The following is a 22504-nucleotide window of genomic DNA, read 5'->3' as shown; positions in this document are numbered from 1 at the left end:
GTCAGGCGACGGCAACGACGTCGAGGATGCGCTGGACCACGCGGTCCTGGTCGACCCCGGCCGCCTCGGCCTCGAACGAGAGGATGATGCGGTGGCGCAGCACGTCGAACAGCACCGCCTGGATATCCTCGGGGCTGACGAAGTCGCGCCCGGCCAGCCAGGCGTGGGCACGCGCGCAGCGGTCCAGGGCGATCGAGCCACGGGGGCTGGCGCCGTAGGCGATCCAGTCGGCCAGTTCACCGTCGAACTTGGCCGGAGTGCGGGTGGCCATGACCAGTTGCACCAGGTATTCCTCCACCGCATCGGCCATGTACAGGCCGAGGATTTCCTTGCGCGCGGCAAAGATCGCCTGTTGGCTGACCCGCCGCTCGGGCTTCACCTCGCCGCCCAGCGCTTCGCCGCGGGCCTGCAGAAGAATGCGCCGCTCGACCGCGGCATCCGGGAAACCGATCTTCACGTGCATCAGGAACCGGTCGAGCTGGGCCTCGGGCAGCGGGTAGGTGCCTTCCTGCTCGATCGGGTTCTGCGTGGCCATCACCAGGAACAGCGGCGACAGCTCGTAGGTGCTGCGCCCGACGCTGACCTGGCGCTCGGCCATGGCTTCGAGCAGCGCCGACTGCACCTTGGCCGGGGCGCGGTTGATTTCGTCGGCCAGCACCAGGTTGTGGAAGATCGGCCCTTGCTGGAATACGAAGCTGCCGGTTTCCGGGCGGTAGATCTCGGTGCCGGTGATGTCGGCCGGGAGCAGGTCGGGGGTGAACTGGATGCGATGGAATTGCGCCTCGATGCCTTCGGCGAGCTCCTTGATGGCCTTGGTCTTGGCCAGCCCCGGGGCGCCCTCGACCAGCATGTGGCCGTCGGCCAGGAGCACGATCAGCAGGCGCTCCACCAGTTTTTCCTGGCCGAGGATCTGGGAGGAGAGAAAGGTGCGCAGCGCGATCAGCGCTTCACGGTGTTCCATCGTTGGCGGTTCCTGGGGATGGGCCCTGGCGCGCTGTGAGCGGTGGCCGGGCGGGGGTGGATACTTTAATCCATCCGGGGGTGCGGGGACCAATGGCGGTTTGCAAAATTAGTGTAAAGCAGCGAGTGGGGTCCGAAGACGTTGCGAGCCGTTCGCCTGCAAGCCTGGCCCACTGATGAACCTTTCATGACAAAACTTCGGTAGCAAAGCGCCACCCCCGTCAAAGCCATGGATACCGACAAGGCATCTGGCCATCAGGCCGGTCGAGCCTTGGGGAACGGCCTGGGAGCGGGGCGATGGGGACTATGGAACGCTACACGAAGGTGGGAATGCAGGAGCTTGACCAGCGCCTGGCGAAGATCGTCGAGGCCGCGCGCAAGCAGCCGGTCTCGGTCTACCGCTACGGCGCGCCCTGGGTCTGGATCGTCTCCCAGGAAGACTGGCAGGGCGCCCTGCGCGAGGTGGCCAGTTGCGTGCCGCCCGGGCATTCGCTGGCGCTGCTCAAGCCGCGCATCGAAGCCTTGCTGGACGAGCACCGGACCGCGCTGGCCCAGCTGGCCGAACAGCAGGGCATGATCATCGCCCCGCACACGCTGATGCACGTGCTGCTGCTGCAGCTGCTGTATTCGGTGCCCAGTGAGAAACAGCTCTACGAGCAACTCAACTACAACCTGCTGTTCCGCTGGTTCGCCGGCCTGGAACTGAAGTCGCGGGTGTGGAACTTCAGCCTGTTCAGTCATGACCTCGGTGTGCTGCTGGGCAGTGCCATGGCCGTGTCACTGCTGCAGCGCATGGTCGACGAGGTGCTCGGCGCAAGCTTGCAGGCCATGCCCGAGTTCAGCCTCAACCTGGCCCTGCTGCACAGCTGGCTGGCACGTCACCAAGGTCAGGCCGCGCCTGACGCAAACCACTAGAAACCCAACGAATTCCTGGCGCTCAAGGGGGCGGTGTGGAGCATTTTTTCTTCAAGCGATGCGGCATGGGCGCAGGGCTGCTGGCGTGCCTGTTGGCGGGCAACGTGGCCGCCGACGAGGCTCAGCGCCGGGTCGAGATCAACGAATACGTGGTGCGCGGCAATACGGTGCTCGACGCCCAGGCCATCGAAGAGGCGGTCTATCCCTACCTGGGGCCGGACAAGACCCTGGCCGACCTCGAAGGCGCCCGCGAGGCCCTGCAGAAAAGCTACCAGGCCCGTGGCTACCAGTCGGTGTTCGTCGAGCTGCCCGAGCAGAAGGTCGAGGGCGGCGTGGTCTACCTGCAAGTGAGCGAAACCAAGGTCGGCCGCGTGCGCGTGGTAGGTGCCAGGCATTACTCGCCGTTGGAGATCCGCGAGCAGGTCCCGGCACTGGAGGAGGGCAAGGTACCCGACTTCGCCCAGGTGCAGGACGAGCTGGCCACCCTCAATCGCACCCCGGGACGGCAGGTCATGCCGCTGGTGCGCGAAGGGCAGCGCCCGGGCACCATGGACGTCGACCTGCAGGTCGAGGACAAGCAGCCCTGGAACCTGAGCCTGGGCCTGAACAACGACCACAGCGCCGACACCGAGAAGCTGCGCAGCGTCGTCAGCCTGGGCTACAACAACCTCTGGCAGGCCGGCCACAGCGTCTCGCTGAGCTGGTTCACCGCACCCCAGGACCGTGACAACGCCGAGGTCTGGTCCGGTTCCTACGCCGCGCCGCTCAATGAGCGCTGGACCGTGCAGTTCTCCGGCTACCACTCCGACAGCAACGTCGCCACGGTGGGCGGCACCAACGTCCTGGGCAAGGGCCATTCCTATGGCGTTTCGGCGATCTACAACCTGCCCGGCGTCGGTGCCTGGGCCAACGCCCTGTCGATCGGCGTGGACTTCAAGGACTTCGACGAGCAGGTCGGCCTGGGCGGCAGCAGCGACAAGGTCCCGCTCAAGTACGCCCCGATCACCCTGGGCTACACCGGCTACCGCTTTACCGAACAGGACCAGCTGAGCCTGGGCCTGAGCCTGGTGGCCGGCACCCGCAGCCTGCTGGGCTACGGCAGCGATGACGCCGAGTTCGACTACAAGCGCTACCGCGCCGATTCCAGCTTTGCCGCGCTCAAGGGCGACGGCAGCTACACCTTCGACTTCGCAGGCTCCTGGCAGAGCGCCTCCAAGCTGGCCTTCCAGCTGGCCTCGGGGCCACTGGTGTCGAACGAACAGTTCGCCGCCGGCGGCGCCACCTCGGTGCGCGGCTATCTGGCCGCCGAGCGCACCGGGGACGACGGCCTGCTGTTCTCCCAGGAGCTGCGCACCCCGTCCATCGGCCGCTACGTCGGCAGCTACATCAGCGACTGGCGCTTCTACCTGTTCGCCGAAGGCGCCCAGCTGCGCCTGCAGGACGCGCTGCCCGAGCAGGACGACCGTTACAGCCTGGCCAGTGTCGGCGTCGGCACTCGCGCCACGCTCAACGACTGGCTGTCCGGCAGCGTCGACTGGGCGGTGCCGCTCAAGGATGGCCCCAACACCGACAAGAACGCTTCCCGTGTGCACTTCAGCGTGCAGGCGACCTTCTGAACTCACTGACCGGCATCGACCTGGAGACCTCTCATGCAACGCCTGATATTGACCTTGCTGCTGTGCCTGGGCTTCGCCCTGCCGGGCAGCGCCAGCGCCTGGTGGCAGGACGACTGGATGTACCGCAAGCAGATCGCCGTGGACACCACGCCCCAGGGCGCCGGCCTGACCCAGGCGCTGGGGCGCACCGCGCTGCTGGTGCGCCTGCATACCGGCAACTTCAGCTTCGACGGCGTCAGCGAGACCGGCGCGGACATCCGCTTTGTCAGCGCCGATGACAAGACCGTGCTCAATCACCATGTCGAGCAGTTCGATCCGCTGATGGGCATGGCGCTGATCTGGGTGGATGTGCCTCGCATAGAGGCGGGCCAGCGCCAGGACCTGTGGATGTACTACGGCAACCCGAAAGCCCAGGCGCCTGTCGGCCAGCCCAGCTTCGACGCCGACTACACCGCGCTCTACCACTTCGACGGTGCCACCGCCCGCGACGCCAGCCCCTATGGCAATCAGTTGCAAGGGCCGACGGTGAGCGTCGACGGCGTGATCGGGCGGGCCATCCAGGTCGGCGGCCAGGGCCTGCAACTGCCAGCCAGCGCCTCGCTGCAACTGCCAGCGGACGCGGCATTCACCTTCAGCGCCTGGCTGCGCCAGGACCAGGCGGTGGGCGAGCAACTGCTGCTGGCCCGCCGCGAGGCCGGCCACAGCCTGCTGCTGGGCCTGGCCCAGGGCGTGCCTTTCATCGAGGTCGACGGCCAGCGCGCCAGCGCCAACCAGGCCGTGAGCGCCGGTCAGTGGCAACACCTGGCCCTGGTGGGCGAGGGCGGCAACCTGAGCCTGCTGCTCGAAGGCCAGCCGGTGGCGCGCCTGGCCGCCAGCCTGGCGGCCTTCAGCGGTGCCATCGGCGTCGGCGGCGACCTGCCGGCGACCGAAGGCGAGGCGGCCAGTCAATTCGCACCATTCGTGGGTGCCCTGGACGAACTGCGCCTGTCCCGCGTGGCCCGCAGCCAGGCCAGCCTGCAGGCCGACGTACTGGCCCAGGGCGCCGAGTCGCGCCTGGTGGTGTACGGGGTCGACGAGGAGCAGTCAGGCTTCGGCTTCGGCGGCCTGGGCTTCCTGCTCAAGGCGGTGCCGGTGGACGCCTGGGTGATCATCGCCATCCTGGTGCTGATGATGGTGCAGTCGTGGGTGATCATGCTGCGCAAGCAGCGCACCCTCAACCGCGTCACCGCCGCCAACACTCGCTTTCGCGAGCGCTTCGCCACGGTCGGCACACGCCTGGAACAGTTCGCCGACGATCAGGACCTGCATGCGCGGCTGACCGACTCCTCGCTGTGGCGCCTGTACCTGGTGGCCGTGCAGGAACTGCGCACCCGCCGCGCCCAGGGCGCCGACACCCGTGAAGTGTCCGCAGCCACCATCGAGGCCATCCGCTGCTCCATGGACGGCGTGCGCACCCGCGAGAACCAGGCGTTGTCGTCGAAGCTGTCGACCCTGTCCAACGCCATCGCCGGCGGCCCCTACATCGGCCTGCTGGGCACGGTGCTGGGGATCATGGTGGTGTTCCTCGGCACCGCCATGGCCGGCGACGTCAACATCAACGCCATCGCCCCGGGCATGGCCGCGGCGCTGCTGGCCACCGCCATGGGCCTGTTCGTCGCCATCCCCGCGCTGTTCGGCTACAACCGCCTGACCACGCGCAACCGCGAGGTCAGCGCCGACATGCGGGTGTTCGTCGACGAGTTCATCACCCGCCTGGCCGAATTGCACGGCGAGGGCCAGGCCGGTGAAGCGGCGATGCGTCCGGGCGGGCGCAGCGTCAACCCGTCGGTTCCGGCGTGAGGGCGCAGCCATGGCATCCGTGAACAACGCCCATGATGACGACGCCGACGCCGCGGTCGACAGCATCAACATCACCCCGCTGGTGGATGTGCTGATGGTGGTGCTGGTGATGTTCATCCTCACCGCCACCGCGCAGGTCTCGGGGATCCAGGTGCAGCTGCCCAAGGCCAGTGCCACGGTGTCGCTGGCCCAGCCCAAGACCAAGGCGATCTCGATCAACGACGCCGGCCAGGTATTCCTCGACGCCTACCCGGTGACGCTGCAGGAGCTGGAGGACCGCCTGCGCAGCGAGAAGGCGCGCAACCCCGACTTCCCGCTGATCGTGCGCGGCGACGCGGGCGTGCAGTACCAGAAGGTGGTCGAGGTGCTCGACCTGCTGCGCCGTCTCGAACTGGCCCAGGTCGGGCTGGTCACCGGCAAGCCGAACCAGGGATGAGCACAGGCATGGAACGTACAGCCAACCCCCGCCGCCTGCTGACCTGGGCCGTGCTCGCCGTTGCCGGCGTAGGCCTGGCCTGGCTGCTGTGGCAGTGGGCCAACGACATGGCCGGGGTGCGCCGCGAGGCGCCCAAGGTGCCGGCGATCATCCCGTTGCCGCCCCCTCCGCCACCACCCCCGCCCGAGCCGCCCAAGGAGCCCGAGCCGCCGGTCGAGGAGAAGATCGTCGAGCCGCAGCCGGTGCCCGAGGCCGAGGAGGTCAAGCCCGCCGAGGAGGCGCCCGACCCGGCCCAGGACCTGGCCGAGCCGATGCAGATGGACGGCGACGCACAAGCAGGCGGCGACAGCTTCAACGTCGGCGCCGGCAAGGGCGGCGGCATGGCCGGTGGCGGCGGTGGGGGGCTGGGCAGCGGAACCTACAGCCAGTACCTGGCCTACGCCTTCCAGCGCCTGCTGCGCGACAACCCCGAGCTGCGCAACCTGGTGTTCAACCTGCAAGCCGAGATCTGGCTCAGCGCCGCTGGCGAGATCACCCGTGTCGAGTTGCTGCGCGGCAGCGGCGAGCCGGAGGTAGACGCCCAGGTGCTCGCCGCCCTGCGCGGTGCCGGCGCCCTCGACCAGCGTCCGCCCGCCAACCTGACCTTGCCGGTCAAGATCGCCCTGCAGGGGCGCCGGCCATGAACAACGAAGCACGACTGACCCACAGGAGTTGCAAACCCATGAAGTGCCCAGTCAACCGATTGACCCTGGCGCTCGGCCTGCTGGCCGCCGCCACCGCGGTCGGTCCGACCGTCGTCCACGCCGCGCCGTCGGAGAACGCGACCGTCAACCTGATCCGCCTGCTGGTGGAGCAGGGCGTGCTCAAGCAGGACAAGGCCGATGCGCTGATCGCCCAGGCCGAACGTGAAGCCCAGCAGGCGCGCGTCGCCGGCAGCGCCGCGCCGATTGTCGCCCAGGCCCCGGCGGCCAACGGCGAGGTGCGCGTGCAGTATGTGCCGGCGATCGTCCGCCAGCAGATCCGCGACGAGATCAAGGCCGAGGTGATGAACACCGCCAAGCAGGAAAACTGGGCCGCGCCCAACACCTTCCCCGACTGGGCCTCGCGCATCAGCTTCGACGGTGACCTGCGCCTGCGCTACGAGTCGCGCTCGTACGCCGACGGCAACAGCAACGAGATCGTCGATTTCGCCAAGCTCAACGAAAAGGGCCCCTACGACGTCAACCCCAACAGCAGCTCGAGCCTGCCGCCCTTGCTCAACACCCGCGAGGACCGCGACAGCCTCCTGCGCCTGCGGGCGCGCTTCGGCCTCAAGGCGCAGCTGGCGGAAAACTGGGTGGCCGGCATCCGCGTCGCCACCGGCTCCAACAACAACCCGGTCTCGACCACCCAGAACCTCGGTGGCGGCTTCGGCAAGAAGGACATCTGGCTCGACCAGGGTTACGTCACCTGGACGCCGAGTGAACGCCTGACACTGACCGGCGGGCGGATCGCCAATCCGTTCATGTCCACCGACATCCTGTATTCCCACGACCTCAACTTCGACGGCGTGGCGGCGCTGTTCGACCAGCCGCTGGGCCGCGACCTCAGCCTGTTCGGCACCGTCGGCGCATTCCCCGTGCAGTACAGCGACGACAACGCCACCAGCAACGGCTTTGACAAGGAAGACAGCGACAATAAGTGGCTGTACGGCGCGCAGCTGGGCGCGAAATGGGCGCTCAATGACAACAACCGGCTCAAGGGCGCGATGGCCTACTACCGCTTCGATGACATCGCCGGCGAGCGCTCCAGCCCCTGCGCCCCTTGGGACGGCCAGCCGGCCTGCGACAGCGACGAGAGCCGGCCGACCTTCATGCAGAAGGGCAACACCGTGTTCCTGCTGCGCGACATCACGCCGAACCCGGCCAACCCGACGGCCACGCCGCAGCCGCAGTTCGTCGGCATTGCCTCGGAATTCGAGCTGCTCGACCTGAACCTGGTATGGGACGCCGACCTGCCTCATGACTTCAAGCTGCGCAGCCAGGCCAACTACATCCACAACCTGGCCTACGACGAGGGCGACATGCGCAAGCGCTCGGCCGGGCAGTTGGCCAACAACGTCGACGAAAACGGCAATATCAAGAGCGGCGGCGACGCCTGGATGCTCCAGTTCACCCTGGGCAACGCCCTGGACATGCGCAAGGCCGGCGACTGGAACCTGTTCGCCGGCTACAAGCGCATTGAGCCCGACGCGCTGCCGGACGGTTTCAACGACTCGAGCTTCCACCTCGGCGGCACCAACGCCAAGGGTTATTTCCTCGGTGGCAACTACGGCCTGGCCGACAACGTCTACGCTACAGCCCGTTGGTTGAGCAGCGAGGCGGTCTACGGCGCGCCGTTTGACATCGATGTGCTACAACTTGAAGTCAACACGCGGTTCTAGGGAAGGAGCACGGGCATGAACAAGGGAGCTTATCGCCACCGCTGCGCCTGGTTGATGCTGGCCCTGGGCGCAAGCCTGGCGGCCTCGGCGTCGGCCGAGACCCTCGAGGAACGCCTGCGCGCCCAACTGCGCAGCACCACGCAACAGCTGCAGGCCCTGCAGAGCGAGCAGGCCCAGGCCAGCGCCGCCCGCCAGGCGGCCGAGCAGCAGCGCGACGCGGCCCAGGGACAGGTGCGCGAACTGACCGCGCAACTGGCCAAGGCCCGCGGTCACAGCGAGCAACTGGCCGGCCAGCAACAGGCCGTGCACAGCCAGGCCCAGGCGCTGGTGGCCAGCAGCAACGAACAACTGCACAAGTACAAGCAGGCCTACGACGAGCTGCTGGCAATGGCGCGCACCAAGGAAAGCGAGCGCGCCACCCTGCAGGCGCAGCTGGGCGAACGTGATGGCCAGGTGCAGCAATGCCAGGCCCGCAACCAGCAGATGTACGGGGTGGCCAAGGAGATGCTGGCCGCCTACGAGAAGGTCGATATCGCCGATGTCATGAAGATGCGCCAGCCGTTCGCCGGTGGCGCCCGGGTCAAGTTCGAGGAACTGGCCCAGGCCTACGGCGACAAGCTCTACGAAAGCCAGTTCGACGCCCCCAAGGGCGTGACCCAGTGATGTTTTCTCAACGCAAGGAAGTAAGCACATGACCGAAGTCACCCTGATCGAAACCGTTAGCGCCGACTCCCTGACCCAGTTGCTGCAGGATGCCGGCTGCCGGGTCAACCGCACCGAGCAGAACGCCGTGGTGCAGTTGCTCAGCGCCAGCCAGGGCGTGGGTTATGCCGTTCGTTTCGGCAACCGGGCCGCGGGCAAGGAGGGCGAATTCCTCGACTTCACCTTCAGCTGTGCCCTGCGTATCCAGGGCGAGCTGCCGGCGGGCCTGGCCGAGCACTGGAATGCCAGCCGGCGCTTCGCCCGCCTGTCGGTGCAGGGCGAGTTCCTGGTGATGGAGCAGGACGTGGTGGTCGCCGATGGTGTCAGTCAGCAGCACCTGCTGGGCAGCCTGGTGCTGTGGGACCGGCTGCTGCAGGAACTGATCGTCTATCTGCGTGACTACAGCCGTAATGTGGCCGACCAGCAGAAAGTCCAGGACGCCCACGACCAAGAGCGCGCCTCGTGACGGCGCGCACTCTCTGGGCCGGCGCTGGCGCGCTGGCCATTGTCGCGGTGGCGGTCGCCCTGGCCTTGCGCCCGGGCGACGAGCCGGTGGCGGCGGCGCGTCCGGCGTCGCCCGCCGCCCTGGTGGCCACCGACAACGGCCCGGTATTGGCGCGCCTGGGCGAGCAACAGGTCGGCAGCGGCGAACTCAAGGCGCTGTTCGCCCAGTTGCCCGAGGAAGCCCGTGCCAGCCTGCGCGGCGACCGCCCGGCACTGGAGGCCTGGATCCGCGCTCGCCTGGCGGAAAAGGCCCTGTACCAGCAGGCCGAGGCCCAGGGCTGGTTGCAGCGCCCGGAAATCCAGGTGCAGACCCGCGCGGCCACCGAGCAGATCGTCCTGCGCGACTACCTGAACTCGGTGAGCAAGGTGCCCGACGACTACCCCGGCGAGGCGGAGCTCAAGCAGGCCTATGAGGCAGGCAAGACCGGTTTGCAGCTGCCGGTGCGCTACCGCCTGAGCCAGATCTTCCTGCGGGTGGAGAACCCCAGGGACGACGAGGCCGTGCGCAAGCAGGCCCAGGCGCTGGCCAAGCAGGCCCAGGCTGCGGATGCCGACTTCGCCGCGCTGGCCCGCGAGCACTCCCAGGATGCCGGCACGGCCGCCGGCGGTGGCGACACCGGCCTGCAGGCCCTGGCGCAGTTGTTGCCCGAGGTGCGTGGGGTGGTGCCAAAGCTCAAGGTGGGCACGGTCAGCGAACCGGTGCAGAGCGCGGCGGGCTACCACATCATCAAGCTGGTCGAGCAACAGCCCGCCCGGGCGGCGACCTTCGAGGAGGTGGCGCCACGCCTGCGCGAGCTGTTGCGGGCCCAGCGCCAGGAGCAGGTGGCCAAGGCCTATGTCGAGGGCATGTTCGACACCGCCACCCTGAGTATCGATGGCGCGGCGCTGAATCAGGTGCTGGAGAGCAGCAGCCGCTAGTCGCCAACAACCATGGAAGAACCGGGCCTGCCCAGGCGGGCCCGCGGGAGGCGAGGAATGCCGATCGATCTGCCCCGGGGGCGAGCCCCGGATACCGCCGTGCCTGTCGTTCGTCGCCAGGTGCCGCTGGCCCTGGACGAACAGACCCTGAACTGTTTCCTGGTCACCGCGCGCTGCGGCTGCTTCATGCAGGCGGCGCGGCGACTCAACCTCAAGCCGGTGGCCCTGCGCAAACGCCTGGCGGCGCTGGAAGCGCGCCTGGGCTACAGCCTGTTCGTCAACCGCAACAACAACCCGGTGCTCAGCCAGCAGGGCGAACGCTTGCTGCAGATACTCCAGGCGCGCGAGCCGGTCGTGCCGCTGCCGCGAGAGCAAAGCGCCAGCGTGCGCTTGGCCGTGGCCGAACCGCTGCTGCAGGACCTGCTGGGCCGCAACCTGATCAACTTCGTGCGCCAGCATGCCGGCATGCGCCTGGAGGTGGCCACCCTCGACGGTCGCCAGGTACCCGAACAGGTTGCCGATGTCGCCCTGTGGTTGGGCGACGCCAGCCACGGTGCCCGCGCCGGCAGCTTTGCCGGTGCCGCCCCCGAGGCCCTGGCCACCCTCGAGTACCTGCCGCATATTGCCAAGCGCTACGCCCGCGAGGCCAACCGACCGACCAGCCTGGCGGACCTGCAGGACTACATGCTGGTGCAATGGCAGGGCGAGGTAGGTGTGCAGGCGCTGATGCCCTGGCAGGCATTGCTGCGCACGCGCTCGGCCGGGGTGACCCAGATCGAGGATTACGAAATGTACTGCCAGCTGATCAAGTGCAGCGCCAGTGTCGGCTTGCTGCCGCATTATGCGACGCACCTGGACCGTGGATTGCTGGCCCTGCCGGGCCTGTTCCGCGAGCCGATGCGGCGGCGGGTGTGGCTGGCGGTCAACGGGCAGACCGAAGGTGATCCGCTGGTGCAGGTGATGGTCGGGGCGATCCGGGCGGCGTTCGAGGAACGCCGCGAATGGTTCGCCAGCCTGTAGGCGGGCGGCTTATCCCGCCTTGCGCAGCGTGAGGTTGATCCGCCGCTCGCCCATGCGCGGGTGCACGCCCGGCTTGATCGGCAATACGCCATGAAAGCGCAGGCGGTCCTCGCCACCCCAGACGAGCACATCGCCGTGGCTCAGCGGGATGTGCCGGGGGCGGTCCGAGCGTTGCAGCCCGCCGAACAGAAATACCGCAGGCAAGCCCAGTGAAATCGAGACGATCGGCTGCCCGTAGTCCTGTTCGTCGCGGTCCTGGTGCAGGCTCAGGCGGGTGCCGGGCAGGTAGTGGTTGACCAGGCAGGCATCGGCCACGAAGCCATCGAAGCCCGCCTGCGCGGCGGCGCGGGTGGCCAGGTCGACCAGCAGCGGGGGCAGGGCGGGCCAGGGTTTTGCGCTGACCGGGTCGATGGGGGTGTAGCGGTAGCCGTTCTCGTCGCTGACCCAGCCCAGCGCGCCACAGTTGGTCAGGGCCACGGCCATGCGCAGGCCGCCGGGGGTGTGCATGTGGCGAAACGGTGCCGCGCGCAGCACCGGGCGCAGGGCGTCGAGCAGGGCTTCGAGTTCGGGCAGGGCGAAGCCGGGCAGCAGCAGGGTATGGCGCGCCAGGCGCTGAGGGTGGGGGTCGAAGAGATCGAGGCTGGACTGGATCATGTCTGGAGGCTGCTGCCTGGGGAGGGGGCCATTATATCCTCCCGAGACAGCAGTTGGCGGTGGTCCAACCGAGAAAACCTGGCCAATGCCTGGGATTGTCCTCGATCCATGTGTTGCCTGGTCGGGCCTCTTCGCGGGTAAACCCGCTCCCACAGGTTCATCGATGCCTTCATGGGCAGCTGTGGGAGCGGGTTTACCCGTCTATCGCCAGGTCAGTTCTTCGACTTCGAATGCCGCCAGCCCTGGTCAAGGAACGCAAACACCACCACCAGCACCCCGGCCACCGCCAGGATCAACGCCACGCCATCGGTGGAATGAGTCGCCGAACCAGCCACCAGCGCCAGCCCGCCCAGCGGCGCCAAACCGCCGGCCACGGCGGTACCGACCTCGCGCCCGGTGCCGAACCCCGACGAGCGCGTCTGGGTCGGGAACTGGCGGCTGAGGAACGAGCCCTGCGGGGCGAACATCATCGGCGCCAGGATCCCGGTGCCCACGGCGATGGCCAGGTAGATCATCATCGGCTCGCCGGTCGACAGCAGTTGCAGGAACGGGTAGGCGAACAGCGCCGACAACAGCCCGCCGAGCATCAGCACGGTCTTGCTGCTCCACTTGTCGCACAGCCAGCCGAAGAACGGCACGGCAAAGATCGCCACCAGGCTGGCCAGGGTCACCGACAGCGAGGTGACATGGGCCTCGACGCCCTTGAACTGGGTCAGGTAGGCCAGCGAGAAGGTCTTGAAGATGTAGCTCAGGGCGTTGTAGCCCACGGCCACGAAGAACACCACCGCCAGGCCCTTGAGGTCATTCCTGAACAGCAGCTTGAGCGGCGACACCTGCGGCTTGTCGTCGGCCTTGTCCAGTTCCTTGAAGTCCGGGGTCTCGGGGATGCTCTTGCGCACCCACAGGCCCACCGCCACCAGGGCGATGCTGGCGATGAACGGGATGCGCCAGCCGCCGGCCAGCAGGAACTCGTTGCCGTTCATGGTCAGCAGGTACACGGTCAGCGACGACAGCAGCAGGCCCAGGTTCAGCCCCAGCGCCGGCCAGGCGCCCTGGCTGCCGCGCTTGCCTTCGCTGGCGTGCTCGTAGGAGGTCACTGCCGCGCCGGACAGTTCGGCGCCGGCGCCCAGGCCCTGGATGATGCGGATGATCACCAGCAGGATCGGCGCCCAGATGCCGATGGTGGCGTAGCCGGGGATCAGGCCGACCAGCATGGTGCACAGACCCATCATGCAGAAGGTGATCACCAGCACGTGCTTGCGCCCGAAGCGATCGCCCAGGTAGCCGAACAGCACGCCGCCGAAGGGTCGGGCGATGAAGCCGATGGCGAAGGTGGAGAACGCCAGCAGCGAGGCCACCGCCGGGTTGCTCGGGTCAAAGAAGATCTTCGAGAAGACGATCGCCGCCATGGTGGCGTAGAGGTAGAAGTCGTACCACTCCAGCATCGAGCCGAAGATGGTCGCCGCCGCCACCTTGCGCAGGCGCTTGCGTTGCTGTTCGGGGGTTTCGCTCGCGGCCAGGGCCGTCTCGTGTACCGACATTGGGGTTTTCCTTGTTGTCTTTGTAATTGTGGATGCAGCGGGTGGATCAGCGGGCCTGGAGAATCTTCTCGGCGATCATCTGGCCGATGGGGATCGCCGAGGTGGCGGCGGGCGATGGCGCATTGCACACATGCACCATGCGCGGGGTCTCGGCGAACAGGAAGTCGTGCACCAGGGTGCCGTCGCGCATCACCGCCTGGGCACGGATGCCGGCCTCATAGGGCAGCAGGTCCTCGACTTCGAGAGACGGGCAATACTTGCGGCACTGTTCCAGGTAGCCGCGCTTGAACAGCGAGTTCTTCATCTCGGTGGTGCCGGAACCGAGGTTGTTCCAGATGGTTTTCCAGAAACCCGGGAAGCGCGCGTACTCGGTGACATCGCGCCAGTTCACCGAGAACTTGCGGTAGTTTTCCCGGCCGAAGCCGAGCACCGCGTTGGGGCCGACGGTGACGCTGCCGTCGATCATCCGCGTCAGGTGCACGCCGAGGAACGGCAGCTCCGGGTCGGGGATCGGGTAGATCAGGTGGTTGACGATCTGGTTCTTGCTCGCCGGCAGGCGGTAGTACTCGCCGCGGAAAGGGATGATCTGGTGGTCGATCTTCACCCCTGCCAGACGCGCCAGGCGGTCGGACTGCAGGCCGGCGCAGGCCACCAGCTGACGGGCGCGCCAGGCGTTGTCGTCGGCACTGATCGCGACGTGGTCGGCATGCTCCTGGATGGCGCGCACGGTGGTGGACAGGCGCAGTTCGCCACCGGCCTGGCGGATCACCTTGGCCATGGCGTCGCACACCTGCTGGTAGTCGACGATGCCGGTGGCATCGAGGAACAGCGCGCCCTTGCCGACGATGTTCGGCTCCCGCTCGCGCAGGGCGCCGGCATCCAGGCGCTCGACCTTCAGGCCGTTCTGCTGGGAGCGCTCGTACAGCGCCTGCATGCGCTGCACCTCCAGGTCGTTGGAGGCCACCAGCAGCTTGCCGCAGACCTCGAAGGCAATGCCGTGCGCGCTGCAGAAATCCTTGGTGGCCTGGGCGCCGCGCTTGCACAGGTCGGCCTTGAGGCTGCCGGGCGCGTAGTAGATGCCGGCATGGATCACGCCGCTGTTGTGGCCGGTCTGGTGGCGGCCGAGGCTGGCCTCCTTTTCCAGAATCAGCAGCGAAGCGCCGGGGCGTCGTTCAAGCAGGGCCATCGCGGTGGCGAGGCCGACGATGCCGCCGCCGATGATGCAGTAGTCGTAGGTCATGCAGGGTACCTTGGTATTCTTGTCGGTGAATCTGCTTATCAGGTTGTCAGACTAAGTGGTGCGTGTGAAAGCCTCGCCAGGCCGCGATGGGGTTCTCCGGGGTCAGTCGAGGTCGGGAAGGTCGAGTTTCAGGCGCTTGGCCGAGGCGCGCAGGTGGGCTTCGGCGCAGCCGGCCGCCGCCTGGCGGTCGCCGTCGGCGATGGCCTGGTACAGCGCCCGGTGCTCGCGCAGGGCATCGGCCGAACCGCCCACTGCCGGGGTGGCGGAGTTTTCCCAGGCGGTGCGGCGGGCGGCGGCCAACTGGCCGCCGAGGAAATCGTGGAAAGCGACGAAGTAGTCGTTCTTGCTGGCTTCGGCGATGGCGCGGTGAAAGGCCACATCGGCGGCCGAGGCCGTGGCGAAGTCGCTGCGCGGGTCTTCCATGGTGCCCAGGGCGGCGGCCATGCGCGCGAGGTCGTCGGCGTCGCGGCGGCGGGCGGCGATGGCGGCGGCCTGGGTCTCGATCCACAGGCGCATCTCGAACATCTGCACCAGGTCCGGCTTGCGCCCCTGGCTGCCGGGGAAACGGAACACCGTGCCGCTGGGCGTCTGCGAGATGTACGAGCCGAGCCCGCGGCGGGCGATCAGCACCCCGTCGGCCTTGAGCTGCGCCACGGCCTCGCGCACCACCGAGCGGCTGACATTGAGCTGTTCAGCCAGTTGCTGTTCGGTGGGCAGGCGCGATTCGGCGGCCAGGCGGCCGGAATCGATCTCGGCGCGGATGGCGCTGACGACCCGTTCGACGAGGGTGTCGGGGCGCTGGAGCTGGAGCATGGACAGGGGTTCTTGTTGGTCAGGTTGTCAGACAATGCCTGGGTCGGTAGTGGCCTGTCAATGTCCTGAAGGCTTGCGCGGTCCCTGTAGGAGCGGCCTTGTGTCGCGAAAGGGCCGCGCAGCGGCCCCAGCAATCTTTGCCTTGGTGCTGATATCCCGGGGCTGCTTCGCAGCCCTTTCGCGACACAAGGCCGCTCCTACAGGGGGCGATGTATCGGTTCAGAGCTCGGACACGAACGTTCCGGTCCCGTCGAGGATATTGCGCAAGGTCAGCGCCACTTCCTCCAGGTCGGTCCCGGCGCTGGTCAGGATGATCTCCAGCGTTTCATCTCCCTTCAACGCATCACGATCCCCAGCCGCCACCTCGATCAGCAGCCGCTGCGCGCTCAGGGTCACCTTCAGCCCGTCCAGGGTCGACGGCTCGTCATCCAGGGTCAGGTCGACGGTGTCCTCGTCCGGATAACGGGTCAGCAGGAACATCTGGCCCTTGTCGCTGTGGCAGCACAGGGTCGCCATGTTGTCTTCCTCGTCGTCGCAGGGAGTGGCGAAGAGCAGGGCGGTTTTCAGTTGCATGGGCGGCTCGGGTCAATGGCAAGGGAAAGGAATTCTGACAGCCTTGGCGGCCGTGATAAACGTAAAGTTACCGCGCATTGACCGAAATTGTCGCAGCGCTGCAAGCCGCAGTGACCGTTCAGTCGTTAAGCTCCCCAGTCGGTGGACATGACGCTCGTGTCCAACGCCTGGTTTTACCGTCCGGCTTGCCGCGGGTTGGCTATCGTTGATCCGTACCCGGCGGACGTACGCGACGCTTCACCTATAACAAAGCCCAAGCGGAGTACCACAGATGGCGTTTTTCACCGCAGCCAGCAAAGCCGACTTCCAGCATCAACTGCAGGTGGCCCTGGCGCAGCACATCAGCGAACAGTCCCTGCCACAAGTGGCGCTGTTCGCCGAGCAGTTCTTCGGCATCATCTCTCTGGACGAACTCACACAGCGCAGGCTGTCGGACCTGGCCGGCTGCACGCTGTCCGCCTGGCGCATCATCGAGCGCTTCGACCCCGAACACCCGCAGGTGCGGGTCTACAACCCCGATTACGAACGCCACGGCTGGCAATCGACCCATACCGTGGTCGAGGTGCTGCACCACGACCTGCCATTCCTGGTCGACTCGGTGCGCACCGAGCTCAACCGCCGCGGCTACAGCATCCACACCCTGCAGACCACCGTGCTCAGCGTGCGCCGCGGCGCCAAGGGCGAGCTGGTCGAACTGCTGCCCAAGGGCACCCAGGGCGAGGGCGTCAGCCATGAGTCGCTGATGTACCTGGAGATCGACCGCTGCGCCAATGCCGCCGAGCTCAACACCCTGAGCATGGAGCTGGAGCAGGTACTGGCCGAAGTGCGCGGCGTGGTCGCCGACTTCGAGCCGATGAAAGCCAAGATCCGCGAGCTGCTGGAACTGGTGGAGCAGAACGCCTTCGGCCCGGCGCAGAACGACAAGGCCGAGGTGAAGAGCTTCCTGTCGTGGCTGCTGGACAACCATTTCACCTTCCTCGGCTATGAGGAATTCACTGTCGAGTCCGATGCCGACGGCGGCCATCTGGTCTACGACGAGGCCTCGTTCCTGGGCCTGGCCCGCCTGCTGCGCGCAGGCCTGGGCGCCGACGACCTGCGCATCGAGGACTACGCCGTCGCCTACCTGCGCGAGCCGCGCCTGCTGTCGTTCGCCAAGGCCTCGCAGCCGAGCCGCGTGCACCGCCCGGCGTACCCGGACTACGTGTCGATCCGCCAGATCGACCAGGATGGCAAGGTCATCAAGGAATGCCGCTTCATGGGCCTGTACACCTCGTCGGTGTACGGCGAGAGCGTGCATACCATCCCGTACATCCGTGGCAAGGTCGCCGAAGTCGAACGCCGTTCCAACTTCGACCCCAAAGCCCACCTGGGCAAGGAGCTGGCCCAGGTCCTCGAGGTACTGCCGCGCGACGACCTGTTCCAGACCCCGGTCGACGAACTGCTCAGCACCGTCATGTCGATCGTGCAGATCCAGGAGCGCAACAAGATCCGCGTGTTCCTGCGCAAGGACCCGTACGGCCGCTTCTGCTACTGCCTGGCCTACGTGCCACGCGAGATCTACTCCACCGAGGTGCGGCAGAAGATCCAGCAGGTGCTGATGGAGCGCCTGAAGGCCACCGACTGCGAGTTCTGGACCTTCTTCTCCGAATCGGTGCTGGCCCGCGTGCAGCTGATCCTGCGGGTGGACCCGAAGAACCGCATCGACATCGACCCACAGCAGCTGGAAAACGAAGTGATCCAGGCTTGCCGTTCGTGGCAGGACGACTTCTCGGCGCTGGTGGTGGAGAACTTCGGCGAGGCCCACGGCACCAACATCCTGGCCGACTTCCCGAAAGGCTTCCCGGCCGGCTACCGCGAGCGCTTCGCCGCGCACTCGGCGGTGGTCGACATGCAGCATGTGCTGAACCTGTCGGAAGCCAAGCCGCTGGCCATGAGCTTCTACCAGCCGCTGACCCAGCTGGGCGAGCGCCAGCTGCACTGCAAGCTGTACCACGCCGATACGCCGCTGGCGCTGTCGGACGTGCTGCCGATCCTGGAAAACCTCGGCCTGCGCGTGCTCGGCGAGTTCCCGTACCGCCTGCGCCACGCCAGCGGCCGCGAGTTCTGGATCCACGACTTCGCCTTCACCTACAGCGAAGGCCTCAACCTTGATATCCAGCAGCTCAACGACACCTTCCAGGACGCCTTCGTCCATATCGTCAAGGGCGACGCCGAGAACGACGCCTTCAACCGCCTGGTGCTGACCGCCGGCCTGCCGTGGCGCGACGTGGCGCTGCTGCGCGCCTACGCCCGCTACCTCAAGCAGATCCGCCTGGGCTTCGACCTGGGCTACATCGCCAGTACCCTGAACAACCACACCGACATCGCCCGCGAGCTGACCCGGTTGTTCAAGACCCGCTTCTACCTGGCGCGCAAGCTGACCCAGGAGGATCTGGACGACAAGCAGCAGCGTCTGGAGCAGGCGATCCTCAGCGCCCTGGACGAGGTCCAGGTGCTCAACGAGGATCGCATCCTGCGCCGCTACCTGGACCTGATCAAGGCCACCCTACGCACCAACTTCTACCAGCCCGACGCCAACGGCCAGAACAAGTCGTACTTCAGCTTCAAGTTCAATCCCAAGCTGATCCCCGAACTGCCGAAACCGGTGCCGAAGTTCGAGATCTTCGTCTATTCGCCACGGGTCGAGGGCGTGCACCTGCGCTTCGGCAACGTCGCCCGCGGCGGCCTGCGCTGGTCGGACCGCGAAGAGGACTTCCGCACCGAAGTGCTCGGCCTGGTCAAGGCCCAGCAGGTGAAGAACTCGGTGATCGTGCCGGTGGGCGCCAAGGGCGGCTTCCTGCCGCGCCGCCTGCCGCTGGGCGGCAGCCGTGACGAGATCGCCGCCGAAGGCGTGGCGTGCTACCGCATCTTCATTTCCGGCCTGCTCGACATCACCGACAACCTCAAGGACGGAGGCGTGGTGCCGCCGGCCAACGTGGTGCGTCACGATGACGACGACCCGTACCTGGTGGTGGCGGCCGACAAGGGCACCGCGACCTTCTCCGACATCGCCAACGGCATCGCCATCGACTACGGCTTCTGGCTGGGCGACGCTTTCGCCTCCGGTGGCTCGGCCGGCTACGACCACAAGAAGATGGGCATCACCGCCCGTGGCGCCTGGGTCGGCGTGCAGCGTCACTTCCGCGAACGCGGCATCAACGTGCAGGAAGACCCGATCACTGTGGTCGGGGTCGGCGACATGGCCGGCGACGTGTTCGGCAACGGCCTGCTGATGTCCGACAAGCTGCAGCTGGTGGCCGCGTTCAACCACCTGCACATCTTCATCGACCCGAATCCGGATCCGGCCACCAGCTTCGTCGAGCGCAAGCGCCTGTTCGACCTGCCGCGCTCGGCCTGGAGTGACTACGACACCGGCATCATGTCCGAAGGCGGCGGGATCTTCCCGCGCAGCGCCAAGAGCATCGCCATCAGCCCGCAGATGAAGGAACGCTTCGCCATCGAAGCGGATCGCCTGACCCCGACCGAACTGCTGCACGCGTTGCTGCAGGCGCCGGTGGACCTGTTGTGGAACGGCGGTATCGGCACCTACGTCAAGGCCAGCAGCGAAAGCCACGCCGATGTCGGCGACAAGGCCAACGACGCCCTGCGGGTCAACGGCAACGAGCTGCGCTGCAAGGTGGTGGGCGAGGGCGGCAACCTGGGCATGACCCAGCTCGGCCGGGTCGAGTTCGGCCTCAACGGCGGCGCCACCAACACCGACTTCATCGACAACGCCGGCGGCGTGGACTGCTCCGACCACGAGGTCAACATCAAGATCCTGCTCAACGAGGTGGTGCAGGGTGGCGACATGACCGAGAAGCAGCGCAACCAGCTGCTGGGCAGCATGACCGACGAAGTCGCAGGCCTGGTGCTGGGCAACAACTACAAGCAGACCCAGGCGCTGTCGCTGGCCGCCCGCCGCGCCCGCGAGCGGATCGCCGAGTACAAGCGCCTGATGGCCGACCTCGAGTCTCGTGGCAAGCTGGACCGCGCCATCGAGTTCCTGCCCACCGAGGAGCAGCTGGCCGAGCGCCTGGCGGCAGGGCAGGGCCTGACCCGCGCCGAGCTGTCGGTGCTGATCTCGTACAGCAAGATCGACCTCAAGGAGCAGCTGCTCAAGTCGCTGGTGCCGGACGACGACTACCTGACCCGCGACATGGAGACGGCCTTCCCGCCGTCGCTGGTGAGCAAGTTCGCCGACTCGATGCGCCGTCACCGCCTCAAGCGCGAGATCGTCAGCACCCAGATCGCCAACGACCTGGTCAACAACATGGGCATCACCTTCGTCCAGCGCCTGAAGGAGTCCACCGGCATGAGCCCGGCCAACGTCGCCGGCGCCTACGTGATCGTGCGTGACATCTTCCACCTGCCGCACTGGTTCCGCCAGATCGAGGCCCTGGACTATCAGGTCCCGGCCGAGATCCAGCTGACCCTGATGGACGAGCTGATGCGCCTGGGCCGTCGTGCCACCCGCTGGTTCCTGCGCAGCCGCCGTAACGAGCAGGATGCGGGCCGCGACGTCGCCCACTTCGGGCCGGTGCTCGCGCAATTGGGGCTCAAGCTCGACGAACTGCTGGAAGGCCCGACCCGCGAGCGCTGGATGGTCCGCTACCAGGGCTTCGTCGAGGCCGGTGTGCCGGAGTTGCTGGCGCGCATGGTTGCTGGCACCACGCACCTGTACACCCTGTTGCCGATCATCGAAGCGTCCGACGTGACCGGGCATGATCCTGCGCAGGTGGCCAAGGCGTTCTTCGCCGTGGGCAGCTCGCTGGACCTGACCTGGTACCTGCAGGAGATCAGCAACCTGCCGGTGGAGAACAACTGGCAGGCCCTGGCCCGCGAGGCGTTCCGCGACGACATCGACCTGCAGCAGCGGGCGATCACCATCTCCGTGCTGCAGATGGCCGACGCGCCGCAGGACATGGATGCCCGGGTGGCGTTGTGGTGCGAGCAGCACCGGGTGATGGTCGAGCGCTGGCGCGCCATGCTCGACGACCTGCGCAACGCCACCGGCACCGACTATGCGATGTACGCGGTGGCCAACCGCGAGCTGGTCGACCTGGCGATGAGCGGGCAGGCGGCGGTGATTCCGTCCTGAGCCTGGCGTTGAGGTAAAAGAAAGCCCCGGCAGTGATGCCGGGGCTTTTTCATATCCACTGCGCGGACCCTGTAGGAGCGGCCTTGTGTCGCGAAAGGGCTGCACAGCAGCCCCGGCAATATCCGACTGATGCACAAATCATGGGGGCGCTTCGCACCCCTTTCGCGACACAAGGCCGCTCCTACAGGGACCGCGCAGGCCTTGAGGGTTATGCAGGTCTACTTGAACCGCCGCTCCACGCCTTTTTCCACCAGGATCTTCGCCGAGATCTCCTCCACCGAGAAATGCGTGGAGTTGATGTTGGGAATGTTCTCCCGACGGAACAGGTTCTCCACCTCGCGCACCTCGAACTCGCACTGGGCAAAGCTCGAGTAGCGGCTGTTGGGCTTGCGCTCGTGGCGGATGGCGGTCAGGCGGTCGGGGTCGATGGTCAGGCCGAACAGCTTGCTGTGGTGCTTCTTCAGCACCGCCGGCAGTTGCAGGCGCTCCATGTCGTCCTCGGTCAGCGGGTAGTTGGCGGCGCGGATGCCGAACTGCATGGCCATGTACAGGCAGGTCGGGGTCTTGCCGCAGCGCGACACGCCGACCAGGATCAGGTCGGCCTTGTCGTAGTAGTGGGTGCGCGCGCCGTCATCGTTGTCCAGGGCGAAGTTGACCGCCTCGATGCGCTCCATGTAGTTGGAATTGCCGCCGATCGAGTGGGATTTGCCCACGGAATACGACGAATGGGCGGTCAATTCCTGCTCGAGCGGGGATAAAAACGTCGAGAAGATGTCGATCATGAAGCCATTGGACGTGGCCATGACCTCACGGATGTCCTGGTTGACGATGGTGTCGAAAATGATCGGACGCACTCCGTCGCGCTCGGCCGCGGCGTTGATCTGCTGGACCATGGCCCGGGCCTTGTCCAGCGTATCGATGTAGGGGCGCGTGAATTTATTGAACGGAATGCTCTCGAATTGTGCGAGCAGGCTCTGGCCCAGCGTTTCTGCAGTGATGCCGGTACCGTCGGAGATGAAGAACGCGGTTCGTTTCATTTGCACCTGGGGGCCTTAAGCTGCCGAAGATTTCTGGATATGATAGGTTCGGTTTGCCGAACGCGGTTGCTCGGCATTCTCACTTATTTTCCAGGTCCAGGCCACAAGCGTCCGGCCCAGTCAGTCAGGCAGGCGGGCGCCCTTGAGCTTTTCCAATACAGTTAGTGGAGAGATCAC

General features: G+C 66.8%; 17 protein-coding genes and 1 pseudogene. 11 read left to right on the top strand and 7 right to left on the bottom strand.

What is annotated here, in order from left to right:
* Position 1 precedes the first annotated feature (1 nt).
* Positions 2–961, bottom strand: a complete 960-nt coding sequence (locus tag ACZ899_RS11180) for an AAA family ATPase (RefSeq protein ID WP_203647500.1) — start codon at positions 959–961, stop codon at positions 2–4.
* Between the two features lie 296 nt (positions 962–1257).
* Between ACZ899_RS11180 and ACZ899_RS11175 the strand changes: the two are divergent.
* From ACZ899_RS11175 to ACZ899_RS11130, 10 genes and pseudogenes are all read left to right on the top strand, one after another.
* Positions 1258–1660, top strand: a pseudogene (locus ACZ899_RS11175) (transposase); the annotation flags it as partial.
* Positions 1661–1940: 280 nt separating this feature from the next.
* Positions 1941–3491: a ShlB/FhaC/HecB family hemolysin secretion/activation protein gene (locus ACZ899_RS11170; RefSeq protein ID WP_234561260.1), complete on the top strand. Its 1551-nt coding sequence runs from the start codon at positions 1941–1943 to the stop codon at positions 3489–3491.
* Positions 3492–3524: 33 nt separating this feature from the next.
* A complete protein-coding gene (locus ACZ899_RS11165) occupies positions 3525–5330 on the top strand; it encodes a DUF2341 domain-containing protein (protein ID WP_234561259.1) in 1806 nt (601 codons plus the stop codon).
* A 10-nt stretch (positions 5331–5340) separates the two neighbouring features.
* The gene (locus tag ACZ899_RS11160) at positions 5341–5766 is read left to right on the top strand and encodes an ExbD/TolR family protein (protein ID WP_050707632.1); all 426 of its coding nucleotides are present in this window, start codon (positions 5341–5343) and stop codon (positions 5764–5766) included.
* Between the two features lie 8 nt (positions 5767–5774).
* Complete coding sequence (locus ACZ899_RS11155; RefSeq protein ID WP_234561258.1) at positions 5775–6449, top strand: energy transducer TonB family protein; 675 nt, start codon at positions 5775–5777, stop codon at positions 6447–6449.
* 38 nt (positions 6450–6487) lie between these two features.
* Complete coding sequence (locus tag ACZ899_RS11150) at positions 6488–8188, top strand: putative porin (protein WP_232856017.1); 1701 nt, start codon at positions 6488–6490, stop codon at positions 8186–8188.
* Between the two features lie 15 nt (positions 8189–8203).
* On the top strand, positions 8204–8851 hold the full coding sequence (locus tag ACZ899_RS11145; RefSeq protein WP_203647496.1) for a DNA repair protein: 648 nt from the start codon (positions 8204–8206) through the stop codon (positions 8849–8851).
* Positions 8852–8879: 28 nt separating this feature from the next.
* On the top strand, positions 8880–9356 hold the full coding sequence (locus ACZ899_RS11140) for a YbjN domain-containing protein (RefSeq protein ID WP_234561257.1): 477 nt from the start codon (positions 8880–8882) through the stop codon (positions 9354–9356).
* Positions 9353–10312, top strand: coding sequence for a peptidylprolyl isomerase (locus ACZ899_RS11135; protein WP_234561256.1), 960 nt, complete (start codon positions 9353–9355; stop codon positions 10310–10312). Before ACZ899_RS11140 ends, ACZ899_RS11135 begins: the two co-directional genes overlap by 4 nt.
* Positions 10313–10369: 57 nt before the next feature.
* Positions 10370–11332 (top strand): LysR family transcriptional regulator, encoded by a 963-nt coding sequence (locus tag ACZ899_RS11130; protein WP_232856020.1) that lies wholly within the window; start codon positions 10370–10372, stop codon positions 11330–11332.
* A gap of 9 nt (positions 11333–11341) precedes the next feature.
* Here the strand turns inward: ACZ899_RS11130 and alkB are convergent, their stop codons facing one another.
* The 5 genes from alkB to ACZ899_RS11105 form a co-directional block, all read right to left on the bottom strand.
* Positions 11342–11986, bottom strand: a complete 645-nt coding sequence (gene alkB / locus ACZ899_RS11125; protein WP_198744761.1) for a DNA oxidative demethylase AlkB — start codon at positions 11984–11986, stop codon at positions 11342–11344.
* 212 nt (positions 11987–12198) lie between these two features.
* Positions 12199–13527, bottom strand: coding sequence for an MFS transporter (locus ACZ899_RS11120; protein ID WP_234561255.1), 1329 nt, complete (start codon positions 13525–13527; stop codon positions 12199–12201).
* Between the two features lie 46 nt (positions 13528–13573).
* Positions 13574–14767: an L-2-hydroxyglutarate oxidase gene (gene lhgO, locus ACZ899_RS11115; protein WP_234561254.1), complete on the bottom strand. Its 1194-nt coding sequence runs from the start codon at positions 14765–14767 to the stop codon at positions 13574–13576.
* Between the two features lie 102 nt (positions 14768–14869).
* The gene (locus tag ACZ899_RS11110; protein ID WP_234561253.1) at positions 14870–15580 is read right to left on the bottom strand and encodes a FadR/GntR family transcriptional regulator; all 711 of its coding nucleotides are present in this window, start codon (positions 15578–15580) and stop codon (positions 14870–14872) included.
* Positions 15581–15799: 219 nt separating this feature from the next.
* Positions 15800–16153: a hypothetical protein gene (locus ACZ899_RS11105; protein WP_234561252.1), complete on the bottom strand. Its 354-nt coding sequence runs from the start codon at positions 16151–16153 to the stop codon at positions 15800–15802.
* 271 nt (positions 16154–16424) lie between these two features.
* On the opposite strand from ACZ899_RS11105, the gene ACZ899_RS11100 reads away from it, so the two are divergent.
* Entirely contained in the window at positions 16425–21290 is a 4866-nt protein-coding gene (locus ACZ899_RS11100; protein ID WP_234561251.1) for an NAD-glutamate dehydrogenase, read from the top strand.
* 218 nt (positions 21291–21508) lie between these two features.
* Here the strand turns inward: ACZ899_RS11100 and ppsR are convergent, their stop codons facing one another.
* The gene (ppsR, locus tag ACZ899_RS11095) at positions 21509–22327 is read right to left on the bottom strand and encodes a posphoenolpyruvate synthetase regulatory kinase/phosphorylase PpsR (RefSeq protein ID WP_028692934.1); all 819 of its coding nucleotides are present in this window, start codon (positions 22325–22327) and stop codon (positions 21509–21511) included.
* Positions 22328–22504 lie beyond the last annotated feature (177 nt).

Source organism: Pseudomonas sp. TE31087, assembly GCF_057284075.1.
This window is presented reverse-complemented; position numbering and strand designations above follow the sequence as displayed.

Coding starts and splice junctions, on each gene's coding strand:
- ACZ899_RS11180 (WP_203647500.1), bottom strand. CDS start 961: ATGGAACACCGTGAAGCGCTGATCGCGCTGCGCACCTTTCTCTCCTCC.
- ACZ899_RS11170 (WP_234561260.1), top strand. CDS start 1,941: ATGGGCGCAGGGCTGCTGGCGTGCCTGTTGGCGGGCAACGTGGCCGCC.
- ACZ899_RS11165 (WP_234561259.1), top strand. CDS start 3,525: ATGCAACGCCTGATATTGACCTTGCTGCTGTGCCTGGGCTTCGCCCTG.
- ACZ899_RS11160 (WP_050707632.1), top strand. CDS start 5,341: ATGGCATCCGTGAACAACGCCCATGATGACGACGCCGACGCCGCGGTC.
- ACZ899_RS11155 (WP_234561258.1), top strand. CDS start 5,775: ATGGAACGTACAGCCAACCCCCGCCGCCTGCTGACCTGGGCCGTGCTC.
- ACZ899_RS11150 (WP_232856017.1), top strand. CDS start 6,488: ATGAAGTGCCCAGTCAACCGATTGACCCTGGCGCTCGGCCTGCTGGCC.
- ACZ899_RS11145 (WP_203647496.1), top strand. CDS start 8,204: ATGAACAAGGGAGCTTATCGCCACCGCTGCGCCTGGTTGATGCTGGCC.
- ACZ899_RS11140 (WP_234561257.1), top strand. CDS start 8,880: ATGACCGAAGTCACCCTGATCGAAACCGTTAGCGCCGACTCCCTGACC.
- ACZ899_RS11130 (WP_232856020.1), top strand. CDS start 10,370: ATGCCGATCGATCTGCCCCGGGGGCGAGCCCCGGATACCGCCGTGCCT.
- alkB (WP_198744761.1), bottom strand. CDS start 11,986: ATGATCCAGTCCAGCCTCGATCTCTTCGACCCCCACCCTCAGCGCCTG.
- ACZ899_RS11120 (WP_234561255.1), bottom strand. CDS start 13,527: ATGTCGGTACACGAGACGGCCCTGGCCGCGAGCGAAACCCCCGAACAG.
- lhgO (WP_234561254.1), bottom strand. CDS start 14,767: ATGACCTACGACTACTGCATCATCGGCGGCGGCATCGTCGGCCTCGCC.
- ACZ899_RS11110 (WP_234561253.1), bottom strand. CDS start 15,580: ATGCTCCAGCTCCAGCGCCCCGACACCCTCGTCGAACGGGTCGTCAGC.
- ACZ899_RS11105 (WP_234561252.1), bottom strand. CDS start 16,153: ATGCAACTGAAAACCGCCCTGCTCTTCGCCACTCCCTGCGACGACGAG.
- ACZ899_RS11100 (WP_234561251.1), top strand. CDS start 16,425: ATGGCGTTTTTCACCGCAGCCAGCAAAGCCGACTTCCAGCATCAACTG.
- ppsR (WP_028692934.1), bottom strand. CDS start 22,327: ATGAAACGAACCGCGTTCTTCATCTCCGACGGTACCGGCATCACTGCA.